Here is a 15,388-nt window from a genome sequence, read left to right on the forward strand (position 1 = left end):
CCGTTCGCGGAACAGCCAGCCGGAAAAATTGCGCCGCCATTTGCCGTCCGCGCTGCTGCGCACGTCCAGCTGCACGAAAGCGCCGGTTTCCTGCACATTTTCCCATGGCGCGCTGATTTCGCACGCCTGCAAGCGCACGATCGCATCGCCCACGCGCAGCGCCTCGCCCGGCTTCATCGTCAGGTCGCGGGTCAGGCCGTTGCGCTTGTTGAGCAGCCCGATGACCGCCGTGCGCTCGGCCATCGGCGTGCCGGGCAGCGCGCCGCCGGAGCCGGACAGGATCGGCGCGCCCTGGACCTTGACCGGCCCGGTCTGGTTGCCTGCGGGCACATCATCGCGGCCACACGCGGCCAGCGCCAGCGCACAGGATAGCAAAGGCACGTGAAACAGGATCGGCGGGATGCCCCCCGCCGGACGCCGGCTCATGCCGCGTCGGGGCTCCACGCCTCATAATCGCCGGTCGCCTTCTGGCGCTGGCCGCCCTTTTCGAGCGCGCCCGACGGGCGATAGGCGTTTACGGTGCCGGTCGCGTTGGGCGTCGATTCCAGTTCCCAGATGCGCGGCGGCGGCAGGAAGCTTTCGGGCGTACCCTCGATCGTGTGGTGCAGCCAGCCATGCCATTCGGCCGGCACGCGGCTGGCGTCGTTGACGCCATTATAGATGACCCAGCGGCGCGTCAGGCCATTGGGGTCGATGCCGCCCTGATAATAGATATTGCCCTGATGGTCTTCACCGACCTTGCTGCCCTTGCGGGAGGTGAAGAGCGCGGTGCCGATGGTCGCGCCATCCCACCAGGTGAAGATCTTGCCGAGGATTCCCATGGGCCAAGCGCTTAGCCGCTGCGACGGGCGTGGGCAAGGAGGATATGGCGCTATCGCGGCGCGGCCGGACAGAAATTCAAGTCGGTCGCGACCGTCCCGCCCGGCACGGCGCAACCGCCCCAGTTGACGACATCGCCTTCCGCGAGTCCCAACTCCGCCGCGCGCCCGCCGCGCAGTTCCAGCACGGCGGCGACGGGCACGCCCGCCGACACCGGGATGCGCGAATAGGGCTGCGCGTTGTTTTGCAGGAAAGCGATCGTCCCGTCGGTATGGATGAAAAGCATGTCGAGCGGAATCAGCGTGTCCTTCATCCAGAAACTGGCCGTGCGCGGCGGGTCCATCGGGAACAGCATCCCGCCGTTTTCGGGCAATTCCTTGCGGAACATCAGCCCTTTTTCCTGTTCCTGCGGCGTAGCGGCGACCTCGACGTCGAACCGATGCGCGCCCTTAGCTGTGGTGATGACGACCGGGAGGAGCGCGGCGACGGCCTGCGCCTGCGCGCTGTTGTCGGGCGCAGGCTGGGGGCTGGAACAGGCAGCGAGCAGGCCGAGCGCAAGAAGGGCGGGGAAGCGGATCATCGGCACTGCCTAATGCGATTCGCGCGCTATTGGGAGGGGGTTAACCCTTAATGTGCTGGTGGCGGGGATGGCCGCTAACGACCAGTTTTGGACGGTAGCCATTCGCCTTGATGCTCCCTAAACCCGTCATTCTTAAAGGTCACGCGGAGCAGCGGCAGTGGACGATAGGCAGTGGGCTGAATTGTGCGGTGGCTACCGAACGCCTTATGATCCGAGAGGCGCGATTAGCAGATTGAGCGGCGACGATGCCCAAACAGCATGGGCTGAGCTTTGGCAGGAACTGTATCATCAAGGCGATGTCGGCGAGGCATCATATGCGGCTGTGCCGTTGCTCGCCGGCGCGCTCGAGGCGCGAGGCGTTGCCGACTGGAATACATATGCCATAGCAGCGACTATCGAAGGGGCACGCCAGAAACCGCATAATCCCAGCGTGCCGGACTGGCTGCTCGATGACTACGACGAGGCTTGGCGGAAGCTGCAAACACTGGCGATAACCGAGTTGCCCGTGGCAACGGCAGCCGAACTTATAGACAGCATCATTGCAGTCTTAGCTTTCGGAAAAGGCCGTGCCAGTCTCGGTCAAATGGCAATGCTAGGAGACGATGAACGCAAGGAATTGTTGGAGGGGAGCGGTTGGAATTGACGTCCGGTAAGTCTGGCTGCAAGCCTACAACCGGACTGTCGCCTGTCCACCCAAAATCCCCTTCCAATGTAGGATTTCATCTGATCTATCCTTGTAGATGGACCAGCATCCGCACCCCGCTCCGCCCGCGCCTACCGCGCCAACCCCCGCCGACCCCGTCCGCTGGACGCCGGAAAAACAGCGGCTTTTCCTCACCGGCCTGCTCGCCACCGGCAATGTGACGCAGGCGGCCCGCGCCGCCGGCATGTCGCCCGCCAGCGCCCATCGCTTGCGCCGTCGCCTCGCGTCCGCGCCGTTCGACCGGACCTGGGCCAAGGCGCTGGCGCTCCACGCGCAAAGCCTGGCCGATGCTTTGCACGGCAATGACGCCAGACCCGTGACCCGACAGGCGCGTCGCTGATGCTTCGGCGGCGCGTTGGCATGACCCCGATGGTCGAAAGCCAGGAGGCCCTCGGCGCGTCGCTGGCGCGTCGCGCGTGCATAGCCGGCGCTTCGTCCTGTCTTTCCCCCGCAAAATCATGCCAACAACGGTGTGAACTTCGCCGGCGTGACCCACTCATGACCCTGGCCTATTCGTCTTCCGCCGTCATTGGCTCCCCTGGCGGCGCATCGACCCAGCGCCGCGCCACGGCATAAGCATGGCCCGCCCTCAGAAACGCAGCGATCGCTTTCTCCCGTTGCTTGGGGTCCAGCGGCCCGGTCGCATAGGGGCCGACCCGCTTGCGCCGGGCGAAGCGGTCCGCCGCCGCCCAGGCTTCGGATGCGATCTGCACGTCCGCCTTTTCCCGATCCTCCTCGCCGATTCCCGCCGCGCGCAATTCCTCGCCGATGCGCCGCGCGCCATAGCCGCGCCGGGCCAGCGCCCCGCTCTTCATCACCGCATAGCCCGCGTCGTCGATATAGCCCAGATCCACGAAGCGATCCGCCAGCCCATCGGGGTCCGCCGGCTCATCGCCGCCCCATCCGCGCTCCTTGATCTTGCGCTTGAGATAGCTGAGCAGCTTGCCCCGGCTGGTGGCGAAGCGGGCCACATGGCGCAGCGCCATGTCGCGCAGCGCGCTTTCGTCGAGCGGTGGGGGGAGGCGTTTGCCGGTAATCATGATGCAACATGCGACATGCGCCATCTTTATGCCACAGTCGGGCCGGAATTTCACCGTGCCTTGTCGGCTATGAGGGCATGTTGGAATACAACTATCCGGTGCAAATGGCGGTCAAAGCTGCTAGCGGCCCCGGTTTCAAGATTTTCAAGACATTGGGTCAACCAATATGACGGGTTCGCAAGAGATGATGGCACCGACGCCGACCACCGATGATCTGCCGCGCCGCTTCTCCGATTTCGGGACGCTGGGCGAAGCGCTGGACTATGCGGCGCAGGGCAAACGCGGCCTTAATTTCCACGATGCGCGTGGCAATCTGGCGCGGCCCTATCCGTTTGCCGAATTGCGCGCCGACGCCATCGGCTGCGCCCATCGCCTGATCGCCCATGGCGTGAAGCCCGCCGATCGCGTCGCCCTCGTCGCCGAAACCGGCGCGGATTTCGCCATGCTCTTCTTCGGCATCATCTATGCCGGCGCCTGGCCGGTGCCGCTGCCGCTGCCGACCAGCTTCGGCGGCAAGGACAGCTATATCGACCAGCTGAACGTCCAGCTGTCCAGCTGCGACCCGATGCTGTTCCTTTTCCCAAAGGAACTGGAAGAGATGGCGGGCGAATCGGGCCGTCAGAAGAATGTCGAGAGCATCGCGTTCGAAGATTTCATCGCCCGCGACGCCGTGCCCGCCGCCCTGCCGCAGGCGCAGCCGGAAGAAATCGCCTATCTGCAATATAGCAGTGGTTCGACCCGCTTCCCCCATGGCGTCGCGGTGACGCATCATGCGCTGCTGTCCAACCTGTCGGCGCACAGCCACGGGATGCAGGTGCAGGACAGCGATCGCTGCATCAGCTGGCTGCCCTGGTATCATGACATGGGTCTGGTCGGCTGCTTCCTGTCCGTCGTCGCCAACCAGGTGTCGACCGACTATATGAAGACCGAGGATTTCGCCCGCCGTCCGCTGGCCTGGCTCGACCTCATCAGCCGGAACGAGGGCACCTCGATCAGCTATTCGCCGACCTTCGGCTATGACATCTGCGCGCGGCGCATCTCCAGCCAGACCAAGGCGGACGAGCGGTTCGACCTGTCCCGCTGGCGCCTGGCCGGCAATGGCGCGGACATGATCCGCCCCGACGTGATGCAGAGCTTCGTCGATGCGTTCGCCGACGCAGGGTTCAGCCCCAAGGCGTTCCTGCCCAGCTATGGCCTCGCCGAAGCGACGCTGGCCGTCACCATCATGCCGCCGGGCGAGGGGATCATCGTCGAACTGGTCGAGGAAACCGACCTGTCGGGTGGTCACGCGACCGAGGGGCGGCCCCAGCGGTTCCGCTCGATCGTCAATTGCGGCAAGCCTGCCAAGGACATGGTTGTGGAAATCCGCGACGAGGATGGCGGCCTGATGAACGAGCGCCAGATCGGCAAGGTGTGGACCACCGGACCGTCGCTGATGGTCGGCTATTTCCGCGACGAAGCCGCGACCAAGGCGTGCATGGTCGACGGCTGGCTGGACACTGGCGACATGGGTTATCTGTCCGACGGCTATCTCTACATCGTGGGCCGCGCCAAGGACATGATCATCATCAACGGCAAGAATCACTGGCCGCAGGATATCGAATGGGCGGTGGAGCAACTGCCCGGCTTCAAGCAGGGTGACATCGCCGCCTTCGCCATCACAACGCCGGGCGGCGAGGAAGCGCCCGCCGTGCTGGTCCATTGCCGCACGTCGGACAATGAGGAACGCTCGCGCCTGCGCGATCAGATCCGCGAACGGGTCCGCGCCATCACCGGCATGAACTGCGTTGTCGAACTGGTGCCGCCGCGCACCCTGCCGCGCACCAGCTCGGGCAAATTGAGCCGCTCGAAGGCGCGTAACCTCTATCTGACCGGCGAAATCCGGCCCTACGACATCGCTGCCTGACGCTCGGCCTGATCGCACTATCCTTTCGGCCAAGGTTACCGATTGATAACCCATGACTGCTAACCCAGTCCCGTGGGTAGCAAGCAGGAACAAGTCGCGGAACCGGACCGCCAGGAGCGTGCGTCGCTGCGCGCGATCATGGGCCTGTGTCCCGTCGCGCAAGATGGCGGAATCCGCGTGCTGGAAGCCCAGCTGCGATCCGCCGACAGCGTCGCCATCCTGCGCCATGGCATGAATATCTGCGGGATGCTGTTCTTGTGGCAGGTCTTTTCCCATTGCTGTCCGCTGCCCCTGCTGGGCGGCTGGAGCGCGGCGCTGGTCGCCGCGACCACCATCGCCCTGCTGATGGACCGACAACGCCATCGCGCCAACAATATCGGCCTGTCGCCCGCCGACCTGCGGCGTCATGCGCTGGGCGGACTATTGCAAGGGCTGGTCTGGGCCGCCTGTATGGTGCTGGTGTCCCGGTCCGGGCAGACCGAGGAACTGGTGGCGCTGTGGACGCTGATCAGCTGCGTCATGGTCTGCGGCGCGATCAGCTATGCAGCGACGCCGCTGTCCGCCACGGCCTATCTTCTGCCCTGCATCCTTGGCCTGTTCGCCATGTTCGACGAAGGCGGGCAATTGCCGTTGCGGGCGCTGGCGACCAGCTATGCGCTGTCGCTGCTATGCGGCTGCTTCATCTATGCGCGGACTTTCGCCCGCCAGCACAGCACCACCGCGCAACTGGCGGAAAAGAGCGAAGTCGTCAGCTTGCTGCTGCGCGAATATGAGGTGGGCGGGTCCGACTGGCTGTGGCAGACCGATGCGCTGCGCCGGATCAATGGCGTGTCCAGCCGCTTCGCCGAAACGCTGGGCATGGAGCCGCACCAGCTGGAGGGCGCGCCGCTGGTGCAGATATTGGCCGGCAGCGGCTGGGACGATGGTCGGTTCGCCGCCGGCCTGCACAGCCTGGCCGACCATCTCAAGCGGCGGGAGAGTTTCAGCAATCTGGTGCTGCCGGTCGAGGTGCAGGGGCAATGGCGCTGGTGGGAGCTGTCGGCGTCGCCCCGCCATGACGAAAATGGCATTTTCCAGGGTTTTCGCGGGGTCGGGTCGGATGTGACGGCGCAGCGCGAATCGGCCGACAAGATCGCCCAGCTTGCCCGCTTCGATCCGCTAACCGGCCTGCCCAACCGCAGCCATCTGCGCGAGGTGCTGGACCAGGCGATGGACGCGGCCAAGGGGCGGTCGCCCGGCTGTGGTTTCCTGATGATCGATCTCGACCGGTTCAAGTCGATCAACGATACGCTGGGCCACCAGACCGGCGACAAGCTGCTGAGCCAGGTGGCGCGGCGGTTGCGGCAGGTTTGCGACACGGACATATTCTGCGGCCGGATCGGCGGCGACGAATTTGCCGTGATCATCCCGCATATCGCCGACAGTGCCGCCATTCCCCGCCTGTCGTCGGCGATCATTGGCGCATTGTCGATGCCCTATCAGGTCGACCAGCATATGCTGTATGTCGGCGCGTCGGTCGGATCGGCGTTGTCGCCGATGGACGGCCGCGATTCCGAAGCGTTGATCCGCAGCGCCGACCTGGCCCTCTATCGGGCCAAGGATGAAGGCGGTGGCGTGCATTGCGCCTATGAGCCGCGGCTCCACGCGCAGGCGGAGGAGCGGCGGCAGCTGGAATTGGCGCTGCGCGAGGCGCTGGAAAAGGATCAGCTGCACGTCCTTTACCAGCCGGTGGTCGATGCCGAACATGGCGTTGTGCTGGGGTTCGAGGCGCTGGTGCGCTGGACCCACCCGCAACTCGGCGCCATTTCGCCAGTCAAGTTCGTGCCGGTGGCGGAAGAGGCCCGGTTGATCGCGCCGATCGGCGAATGGGTGCTTCGCACCGCCTGCATGGAGGCGGTGACGTGGCCGGATGACATCCGCATCGCGGTCAACGTCTCGGCCGAACAGCTGACCCATCCCAGCTTCGTCGCCGCGGTTGTGTCCGCGCTGGCGCAGAGCGGGCTGGATGCCCGCCGGTTGGAACTGGAAGTTACCGAGAGCGTGTTCATGAATGAGGATGCTGGCGCGCTCAAAGTGCTGGACCAGTTGCTGAGCCTCGGCATCCAGCTGTCGCTCGACGATTTCGGGACCGGCTATTCCTCGCTCGGCTATCTCAGCCGGACGCGGTTCAACACGATCAAGATCGACCGCAGCTTCGTCGTTGGCGCGTCCAAGAATACCCCCGAAAGCCTGGCCATCATCCGGGCCGTGGTGACACTGGCGGACAGTCTGGGCATGAGCACCACGGCCGAAGGCGTGGAAACCGAAGCCGAATTGCAGATGGTTCGGCGATTGGGCTGCAAAAAGGTGCAGGGCTATTATTTCGGCCGGCCGATGATGCCCCAGGACGCGGCCCGCCTGTTCCCGGCACCTCAGCGGGTCGCCATAGGCTGAGCGCCGCTAGTCGACCTGCAACTGCCGTTCCACCATCGTCCATAGCGATGCAAAGGCCTGTGCGGGCTGCGACGCCGGGGCGAAGGCACCCAGCGGCTTGCGGCGCACCGTCATCTGTTCGATCGCGCTCGCCATCGGAATGGCGGGCCAGTCCGGCTGGCTGTCCAGCGCCGCGCGGTGGAGGCTGCGGCGGCGATCGACCATCGAATAGACCGGCAGGATCGGCGCATGGTTACCGCCGCGCTGGACCAGATAGCGAGCGACTTCCCCCATCGCCCGCTGCGACAGGGGGGAGGGGATGACCGGAATGACGATCAGGTCGGCGGCCCGCAACACCTGTTCGCTGGTTTCGGTGAGGCCCGGCGGGCAGTCGAGGATGATGCGATCATAATCGCGCCCCAGGCTTTCGATCAGCTTGGCCAGCCGCTTCTTCTTGTCCATTTCGCGGAATAGATGGTCCAGGCTGCGCAGCGATGTATCGGCCGCGATCAGGTCCAGCCCCGCCACGGTTGAAGGCTGGATCAGCTTGCGGACGTCCACATCCTTGCTGAAGATCGCCTGCGCCGCGTCGCGGCTTTCCATGTCCGTGGACAAGAGCCAGCTCGACGCCGCCTGCGGGTCCAGATCCCATAGCAAGGTGCGCCGCTTGGAGATGGAGGCAGACGCCCAGGCCAGGTTGATCGCGAAGGTGGTTTTGCCCACGCCGCCTTTCAGACTGTAGACGGCGATGGTCGCCAATGTCGGTTCCTTTGCCATGGGGCGAGAGGCTACGGCTTCCCGCCATCAAAGCAAGCGCTCAATCATGGCTTTGTTACGCGCTTGTTACGCGCTTTATGATGGCAACGCGATTGACAGAGGATATCGCGCGACGCATAGCGCCACTCGCGAATAATTCGCAATATCATAAAATTTGTCCATCGGGGGGCATCGTTATCATGTCGAAATCGCGGATTTCCGATTTATGCTGGGGAAGCGCGTCGTCGCTGGCTCTGTTCCTGTCACTCGCGATGCCAGCACGGGCGCAGACGGTCCCTGCCGATACGGTAACCGAGGACCAGATCGTCGTAACTGGTTCCTATACCACTAATGACAAGCTGGGATCGGCCACCGGTCTTAATCTGTCGTTGAAGGAGACGCCCCAATCGGTGACGGTAATGACCGCGCAGCGCATGGAGGATCAGGCGATCCGCACGCTGAGCGACGTCATCAACAACGCAGCCGGCGTATCCGCAAAGTCCTTCGACAGCGCGCGAAACGGCTTTTCTGCACGCGGGTTTTCGATCGACAATTACCAGATCGACGGCATCCCGGTGCAGTGGGACGCAGGCTATAGCGCTGGCGAGTCCGAGATCGACATCGCTTTGTATGAACGGGTGGAGATTGTGCGTGGCGCAACAGGCCTGATGACGGGTGCCGGCAATCCTTCGGCATCGATCAACCTCATCCGCAAACATGCCGACAGCGAGCGCTTTACTGCCACGGTGACGGCGGCGGCCAGCCGCTGGGACAATTATTTCGCGATGGCGGACGTGTCTTCGCCGTTGTCAAGCGATGGCGCGATCCGCGCGCGCGTGGTTGCGAAATATGAGGAAGGCGACAGCTTCACCGACCTGCTGCATAACAAGAAGCTGGTGCTTTACGGTGTGATCGACGGCGATCTGACGCCCGACACCCATGTTAGTTTCGGCGCCAGCTATCAGGATAACAGCCCGAGCGGCACGCAATGGGGTGGCCTGCCGGTTTGGCATTCCGATGGCAGCCGGACCGACTGGAAGCGGTCGAAGACGATCGGCGCGGACTGGACCCGCTGGGCGTCGACCAACCAGACCTATTTCGCCAATCTGACCCAGCAAATCGGCACCAATTGGTCGCTCAGGCTGTACGGCAATTACACCATCAATGAAGGCGACATGCAGTTGCTCTATTTGTCGGGTTCGCCGGACCGGACCACGGGTCTGGGGATGGGCGCTTTCCCGGCCAATTACCGGGGCAAGTTGGAACAGGCCGATGTCGGCGCGCGCTTGACGGGCAAATATCAGCTTTTCGGTCGCGACCATGACCTGATCCTGGGTGCGAGCTACGCCCGTCAGCAACAGGATTTCTACAGCCGCGCGGCGCTCGATTCGGTGTCGGCTGGCGACTTCAACAATTGGGACGGGTCGATCGCTGAGCCGCGCTGGAGCAGCACCCTGTCGCATGATCTTGACCAGAGGACCAAGCAGTGGGGCTATTTCGCCGCCACGCGCCTGTCCGTCAGCGATCCGTTCAAGCTCATCGTCGGCGGCCGCCTGAGCAGCTGGGAACGCAAGGGTGTTTCCTATGGTGCACCCATCGACTTTGGCGACAAGAACCGCCTGCTGCCCTATGTCGGCGCGCTCTACGACATCACGCAAAATCACAGCGTCTATGCCAGCTTCACCAAGATCTTCCAGCCGCAAAGCGCGCAGGACCGCAACGGCAATTTTCTGGCCCCGATCACCGGAAATAATTATGAAGGCGGCATCAAAAGCAGCTTTTTTGGCGGCGCGCTCAATACTGCCATTTCGGTATTTCGTATCGAGCAGGACAATCTGGCCCAGTCTGATACCGGCTATCTGATTCCCGGCACCATTTTCGAAGCCTCCTATGCTGCGGAGGGTGCGCGCAGCACCGGCTTCGAGGTTGAGGCCAATGGCGAGATTCTGCCGGGCTGGTCGGTCGCGGGTAATTATACTCAGTTCAAGGCGAAGGATGCGAACGGCGATCGCGTGAACACGCTGTTCGCACAGAAGCTGCTGCGCCTGTTCACAACCTATGATTTCGCCGGTTCGCTCAAGGGGCTAACCGTGGGCGGTGGCGTCAATTGGGAAGGGCTAAGCTATACCGACACCACAAACCCGGTGACCGGCGCGGACGAACGGTTGAAGGTGAAGCCCTATGCGCTGGTCAACCTGATGGGCCGCTATGAATTTGTCGAGGGGCTGTCGGCCCAGGTCAATATCGACAATCTGTTCGACAAAAAATATTATTCGCAGATCGGCTTCTACAATCAGTTGGCCTTTGGCGAACCGCGCAACGTCACCTTCACGCTGCGCTATCATTATTGAGACGAAAGAGGGGACGAACCGCTGGTTCGTCCCCTCTTTCGTTCGGTTCGCACCAATGTGCAGCGCAGTTATAGAAGCTTCTGCGCCTTTTCCGGTGGGCGGGCTATAACTGCGCCCTTGTCGGTAATGACGATGGGCCGCTCGATCAGGATGGCGTGCTGCGCCATCGCGTCCAGCACCGCATCGTCGTCGCTGGTGTCGAGGCCGATCTCCTTGACCACCGCTTCGCCTTTGCGAACCGCTGCCGAAGGACTGACGCCAGCCTTGGTCAGTACCGCCGCAATCTGTTCGCGGGAGGGCGGGGTCTTCAGATAGTCGAAGATCTCCACCTCCACTCCCGCCGTTTCCTCCAGAATAGCCAGCGCCTGGCGCGACTTGGAGCAGCGGGAATTATGCCAGATGACGGCCTTCACTGGCCATCTTCCCGCGCCAGCCATTCTTCCAGCCACTTGATCGTGTAATTGCCGTCGAGGAAATCGGGATCGCGCAACAATGCCTGATGCAAGGGAATCGTGGTCTTCATCCCCTCGATCACATATTCCTCCAGCGCGCGCTTCAACCGCATGATCGCGCCCTCGCGGGTGCGGCCATAGACGATCAGCTTGCCGATCATGGAGTCGTAATAAGGCGGCACCTTATAGCCCTGATACAGGCCGCTATCGACGCGGACATGCATCCCGCCCGGCACATGATAGCTGGTGACGGTGCCCGGCGAGGGGGCGAAGGTCCGGGGATCTTCGGCATTGATGCGGCATTCGATCGCATGGCCGGTGAAGCGCAGTTCGTCCTGCGTCACCGACAGCGGCTTGCCCTCGGCGATGCGGATCTGTTCGCGCACCAGGTCGACGCCGGTGATCATCTCCGTCACCGGATGTTCCACCTGAAGCCGGGTGTTCATCTCGATGAAATAGAATTCGCCGTCTTCCCACAGGAACTCGATCGTGCCCGCGCCGCGATAGCTCATGTCGGCCATCGCCTTGGCGCAAACGCCGCCGATGCGGTCGCGATCGGCTTGGCTCAGAATCGGGGAGGGGGCTTCTTCCAGCACCTTCTGGTGACGGCGCTGGAGCGAACAGTCGCGCTCGCCCAGATGGATCGCATTGCCATTGCCGTCGCCGAAGATCTGGATTTCGATATGGCGCGGATTGCCGAGATATTTTTCGAGATAGACGGTCGCGTCGCCGAACGCGGCCTTCGCTTCCGAACCGGCCTGCTGCATCAGCGTTTCCAGCTCGTCGGGCGAGTTGCACACTTTCATGCCGCGACCGCCACCGCCGGACGCCGCCTTGATGATGACCGGGTAACCGGCCTTCTCCGCGATCGCCTTGGCTTCCTCCAGGTCGCTGATCGCGCCATCGGAGCCGGGGACGAGCGGCAGGCCCAGCGCGCCAGCGGTGCGCTTGGCTTCGATCTTGTCGCCCATGGTGCGGATATGTTCGGGCTTGGGCCCCACAAAGGCGATGCCGTGCGCTTCGACGATTTCGGCGAACTTGGCGTTTTCCGACAGGAAGCCATAGCCCGGATGGATCGCGTCCGCGCCGGAGATTTCCGCAGCGGAGATGATCGCGGCGACGTTGAGATAGCTGTCCTTGGCCGCGGGCGGCCCGATGCAGATCGCTTCGTCGGCCAGCCGCACATGCATGGCGTCGGCGTCGGCGGTCGAATGGACCGCCACCGTCTTGATGCCCATTTCATGGCAGGCGCGGTGGATGCGCAGCGCGATTTCGCCGCGGTTGGCGATCAGCAGCTTTTCGATGGCCATGGGTCCGACGGCCTTATTCAATGACGATCAGCGGCTGGTCATATTCGACCGGCTGGCCGTTATCGACCAGAACGGCCTTGACCGTGCCCGCAACTGGCGCGGCGATGGCGTTCATGACTTTCATCGCTTCGACTATCAGGATCGTCTCTCCAGCCGCGACCTGCGATCCGATGCGGGCGAAGGGGGCGGAGCCGGGTTCGGCCGACAGATAGGCGGTGCCGACGATCGGCGATTTGACGAGCGTGCCGGCGGGCAACGATGCTTCGGCAGGCGCAGCCGCGGCGGCCGGTGCAGGCGCTGCGGCGGGGGGCGCGGCAGCAGGGGCGGGCGCGGCATAGACCGGCGCGGCGCTGGCCGCGGCCTTGCGCGCGACGCGGATCTTGCGGTCGCCGTCCTCGACCTCGATCTCGGTCAAGTTGGTGTCGTCGAGCAGCGCGGCGAGATCGCGCACCAGCTGTACGTCTACCTGCATAGCGCCCTTTTCTTGTTTTTCGGTCATGTGAGTCCCTGGCCGGTGAATATCGGTTCTGGTGCCCGCGCCTATGCGCATTTACGCCCAAGCGCAACTTTTGTGCGCTCAAACGCGCCGCCTTATAGTTCCAGAGCGGCCTCCAGCGCCAGCATGTAGGACATCGGGCCAAAGCCCGCGATCGTGCCCTTGGCCGCCATGCCGACATAGCTTTTATGGCGGAAGGCTTCGCGCTTGTGCGGGTTGGACAGGTGGATTTCGATCACCGGCACGGTCACCGCCTTGATCGCGTCGTGCAGCGCGACCGACGTGTGGGTCAGGCCGCCGGGATTCATGATGATGGCGTGGGCGCCCTCCGCATGGGCTTCCTGCACCCAGTCGATCAGATGGCCTTCATGGTTGGACTGGCGGAAATCGATTTCGACATGGGCGCGGGTCGCCGCGTCGTCCATCCGCTCGGCAATATCGTCCAGCGTGTCATAGCCGTAGATTTCCGGCTCGCGCGTGCCCAGCATGTTCAGATTGGGTCCGTTCAATACATAGATTTTACGCATGTCGGCCATGGCGATCCCCTTGCATGTTGCGACCGGGGCAAGGCCGCCCCTATATGCGGCACGATCCTTAGCCCTTCGTGTCTCGCTTAGTCGAGACATCTTCGCATGTTCGGGAAAGCCATTATGAGCACAGACGGCACCATTTCCATCCACATCAATGGCGAGCATCGCCGTATCCGCGACGGTCTGACCCTCGCGCAACTGGCGAGCGAACTGGGCTTCGTGCCCGAAAAGGTTGCAGTCGAGCGCAATTTGGAGGTCGTGCCCCGATCGACCCTGGCGCAGGTCATGGTCGAGGATGGCGACGAACTGGAGATCGTCCACTTTGTCGGCGGCGGTGATGTGTCAGCAGTGGCGGACGACAGCTGGACCGTGGCGGGCAAGACATTCCGGTCGCGCCTGATCGTGGGCACCGGCAAATATAAGAGCTTCGAACAGAATGCGGCGGCGGTGGCGGCGTCGGGCGCGGAGATCGTCACCGTGGCGGTGCGTCGCGTCAATGTGTCCGATCCCAATGCGCCGATGCTTACCGACTATATCGATCCCAAGAAGATCACCTATCTGCCCAACACGGCGGGTTGCTTCACCGGCGAAGATGCGATCCGCACCTTGCGCCTGGCGCGCGAGGCGGGCGGCTGGGACCTGGTGAAGCTGGAAGTGCTGGGGGAGGCGCGCACGCTGTATCCCGACATGGTCGAAACGCTGCGCGCGACCGAGATATTGGCCAAGGAAGGCTTCAAGCCGATGGTCTATTGCGTGGACGATCCGATAGCGGCCAAGCGGTTGGAGGATGTCGGCGCGGTCGCGATCATGCCGCTGGGCGCGCCGATCGGGTCGGGCCTGGGCATCCAGAACCGGGTCACCATCCGCCTGATCGTGGAGGGCACCAAGTTGCCGGTGTTGGTCGATGCCGGCGTAGGCACAGCATCCGAAGCGGCGCAGGCGATGGAACTGGGCTGCACGGGCGTGTTGATGAACACCGCCATCGCCGAGGCGAAAGACCCGGTGTTGATGGCCGCCGCGATGAAGGCGGGGGTCGAGGCCGGTCGCATGGCCTATCGCGCCGGACGCATGGGCCGGCGGATGTATGCCGACCCGTCCAGCCCGCTGGCGGGGTTGATCTAGGCTGGCGCGTTCGCGCGCAGGTCCAGCCGGCTCGCCCGGTCGAAAATCGTCAGCACCAGAGGATCGGACTCCGCTGCCCGCATCGCGACCTGAAATTCGACCGGGGGCATGGCGGGGGCATCGGGCACCGGCACAAGGCACCCGTTTGCGATGTGCTGGCGCACCATCGGCTGGGGGAAGATGCCGATTCCGCCGCCTTCCAGCACGATGTCGATCATCGTGCGGACATTGTTGCACAGGTTGAGCGGGCAGTCGGCGAGGTCCGACGCGGCGATCGCCTCCTTCATGATGCGATAGAGCGGCGACAGGTTGGTGAGCGACCAGATCGGCGTCTGGGCTGCGTCCATGGCGCGGACTATCGACGGACTGGCCAGCCAGAGCAGATCGACGCTGCCGATCGGGGCGGTGCGCAGCATCGGATGGGCGATCCGGCCCGCGGCAAAGGCGATGTCGGTGCGGCCGGAGGCGAGTTGCTGGATCAGATCGACCGTTAGCGCAATGTCTACCTCCAGTGACACATGGGGCAGGTCCAGTCCCAGTTGCGCGACGAAGCCGGGCAGGCAGCTGGCCGCGGCGATCTCCCCCGCGCCGATGCGGATGATCCCGGTCGCGCCCGATATGTCGCTGCATCCCATCAGTACGCCCTGGAACCGCGCCCACAGCGGTTCGCTTTCGCGGACCAGTTCGCGCCCGGCCGGAGTTAGCGCCATGCTGCGCCCCTCCCGACGGAACAGTGCGGTGCCCAGATGGCCTTCCAGTTCGCGCACGCGCGCCGAAATGGCGGGCTGGGTGGTGTTAAGCCGCGCCGCCGCCGCTGCGAAAGTGCCGAGCCGGGCGATCCAGAGCAGCGTTTCGAGATGATAGAAGGCGATGCGATTGATAGACATCACTTATGTTTAACCGAAAAAACA

At 63.7% G+C, this 15,388-nt stretch carries 15 protein-coding genes and 1 pseudogene; 6 read left to right on the forward strand and 10 right to left on the reverse strand.

From position 1 onward, the window contains the following. Positions 1-6: 6 nt before the first annotated feature. The 3 genes and pseudogenes from HHL08_RS26080 to HHL08_RS01595 form a co-directional block, all read right to left on the reverse strand. Positions 7-426: pseudogene (locus tag HHL08_RS26080) on the reverse strand (DUF2155 domain-containing protein); the annotation flags it as partial. Further along, complete coding sequence (locus HHL08_RS01590) at positions 423-821, reverse strand: NADH:ubiquinone oxidoreductase subunit NDUFA12 (protein WP_169570729.1); 399 nt, start codon at positions 819-821, stop codon at positions 423-425. The gene HHL08_RS01590 and the pseudogene HHL08_RS26080, both read right to left, overlap by 4 nt. Before the next feature lie 50 nt (positions 822-871). Further along, positions 872-1,399, reverse strand: a complete 528-nt coding sequence (locus HHL08_RS01595) for a DUF192 domain-containing protein (protein WP_169570730.1) — start codon at positions 1,397-1,399, stop codon at positions 872-874. 232 nt (positions 1,400-1,631) lie between these two features. Between HHL08_RS01595 and HHL08_RS01600 the strand changes: the two genes are divergently transcribed. Together HHL08_RS01600 and HHL08_RS01605 are read left to right on the forward strand one after the other, a co-directional pair. After that, positions 1,632-2,042: a hypothetical protein gene (locus HHL08_RS01600; RefSeq protein ID WP_169570731.1), complete on the forward strand. Its 411-nt coding sequence runs from the start codon at positions 1,632-1,634 to the stop codon at positions 2,040-2,042. A gap of 97 nt (positions 2,043-2,139) precedes the next feature. Continuing rightward, positions 2,140-2,442 (forward strand): terminase small subunit, encoded by a 303-nt coding sequence (locus HHL08_RS01605; RefSeq protein ID WP_169570733.1) that lies wholly within the window; start codon positions 2,140-2,142, stop codon positions 2,440-2,442. A 169-nt stretch (positions 2,443-2,611) separates the two neighbouring features. Here the strand turns inward: HHL08_RS01605 and HHL08_RS01610 are convergent, their stop codons facing one another. Beyond that, positions 2,612-3,139 carry a regulatory protein RecX gene (locus HHL08_RS01610; RefSeq protein WP_169571081.1) on the reverse strand — a complete coding sequence of 176 codons (528 nt, stop codon included), beginning with the start codon at positions 3,137-3,139 and terminating at the stop codon, positions 2,612-2,614. Positions 3,140-3,326: 187 nt separating this feature from the next. Between HHL08_RS01610 and HHL08_RS01615 the strand changes: the two genes are divergently transcribed. Together HHL08_RS01615 and HHL08_RS01620 are read left to right on the forward strand one after the other, a co-directional pair. Further along, a complete protein-coding gene (locus tag HHL08_RS01615) occupies positions 3,327-5,048 on the forward strand; it encodes a fatty acyl-AMP ligase (protein ID WP_169571082.1) in 1,722 nt (573 codons plus the stop codon). Between the two features lie 138 nt (positions 5,049-5,186). Beyond that, a complete protein-coding gene (locus tag HHL08_RS01620) occupies positions 5,187-7,481 on the forward strand; it encodes a putative bifunctional diguanylate cyclase/phosphodiesterase (protein ID WP_169571083.1) in 2,295 nt (764 codons plus the stop codon). Positions 7,482-7,487: 6 nt separating this feature from the next. Here HHL08_RS01620 and HHL08_RS01625 read toward each other — a convergent pair whose 3' ends face one another. Further along, on the reverse strand, positions 7,488-8,237 hold the full coding sequence (locus HHL08_RS01625) for a ParA family protein (RefSeq protein WP_169570734.1): 750 nt from the start codon (positions 8,235-8,237) through the stop codon (positions 7,488-7,490). 179 nt (positions 8,238-8,416) lie between these two features. Here HHL08_RS01625 and HHL08_RS01630 point away from each other — a divergent pair, with 179 nt between their 5' ends. Further along, on the forward strand, positions 8,417-10,567 hold the full coding sequence (locus HHL08_RS01630) for a TonB-dependent siderophore receptor (protein ID WP_169570735.1): 2,151 nt from the start codon (positions 8,417-8,419) through the stop codon (positions 10,565-10,567). Positions 10,568-10,635: 68 nt separating this feature from the next. On the opposite strand, the gene arsC is transcribed toward HHL08_RS01630, so the two are convergent. The 4 genes from arsC to aroQ all read right to left on the reverse strand — a co-directional run bounded on the left by arsC (position 10,636) and on the right by aroQ (position 13,361). Continuing rightward, positions 10,636-10,980, reverse strand: coding sequence for an arsenate reductase (glutaredoxin) (arsC, locus tag HHL08_RS01635; RefSeq protein WP_169570736.1), 345 nt, complete (start codon positions 10,978-10,980; stop codon positions 10,636-10,638). Beyond that, a complete protein-coding gene (gene accC, locus HHL08_RS01640) occupies positions 10,977-12,329 on the reverse strand; it encodes an acetyl-CoA carboxylase biotin carboxylase subunit (RefSeq protein ID WP_169570737.1) in 1,353 nt (450 codons plus the stop codon). Before accC ends, arsC begins: the two co-directional genes overlap by 4 nt. Positions 12,330-12,342: 13 nt before the next feature. Beyond that, positions 12,343-12,828 (reverse strand): acetyl-CoA carboxylase biotin carboxyl carrier protein, encoded by a 486-nt coding sequence (accB, locus tag HHL08_RS01645; RefSeq protein WP_169570738.1) that lies wholly within the window; start codon positions 12,826-12,828, stop codon positions 12,343-12,345. 92 nt (positions 12,829-12,920) lie between these two features. Beyond that, a complete protein-coding gene (gene aroQ, locus HHL08_RS01650; RefSeq protein WP_129927167.1) occupies positions 12,921-13,361 on the reverse strand; it encodes a type II 3-dehydroquinate dehydratase in 441 nt (146 codons plus the stop codon). A gap of 114 nt (positions 13,362-13,475) precedes the next feature. On the opposite strand from aroQ, the gene thiS reads away from it, so the two are divergent. Beyond that, positions 13,476-14,477, forward strand: coding sequence for a sulfur carrier protein ThiS (thiS, locus tag HHL08_RS01655; protein ID WP_169570739.1), 1,002 nt, complete (start codon positions 13,476-13,478; stop codon positions 14,475-14,477). Here the strand turns inward: thiS and HHL08_RS01660 are convergent. Then, positions 14,474-15,364 carry a LysR family transcriptional regulator gene (locus HHL08_RS01660; RefSeq protein WP_169570740.1) on the reverse strand — a complete coding sequence of 297 codons (891 nt, stop codon included), beginning with the start codon at positions 15,362-15,364 and terminating at the stop codon, positions 14,474-14,476. The genes thiS and HHL08_RS01660 overlap by 4 nt on opposite strands. Between the last annotated feature and the right edge of the window lie 24 nt (positions 15,365-15,388).

The organism is Sphingobium psychrophilum, from assembly GCF_012927105.1.
In the GTDB taxonomy this organism is placed as follows: domain Bacteria; phylum Pseudomonadota; class Alphaproteobacteria; order Sphingomonadales; family Sphingomonadaceae; genus Sphingobium; species Sphingobium psychrophilum.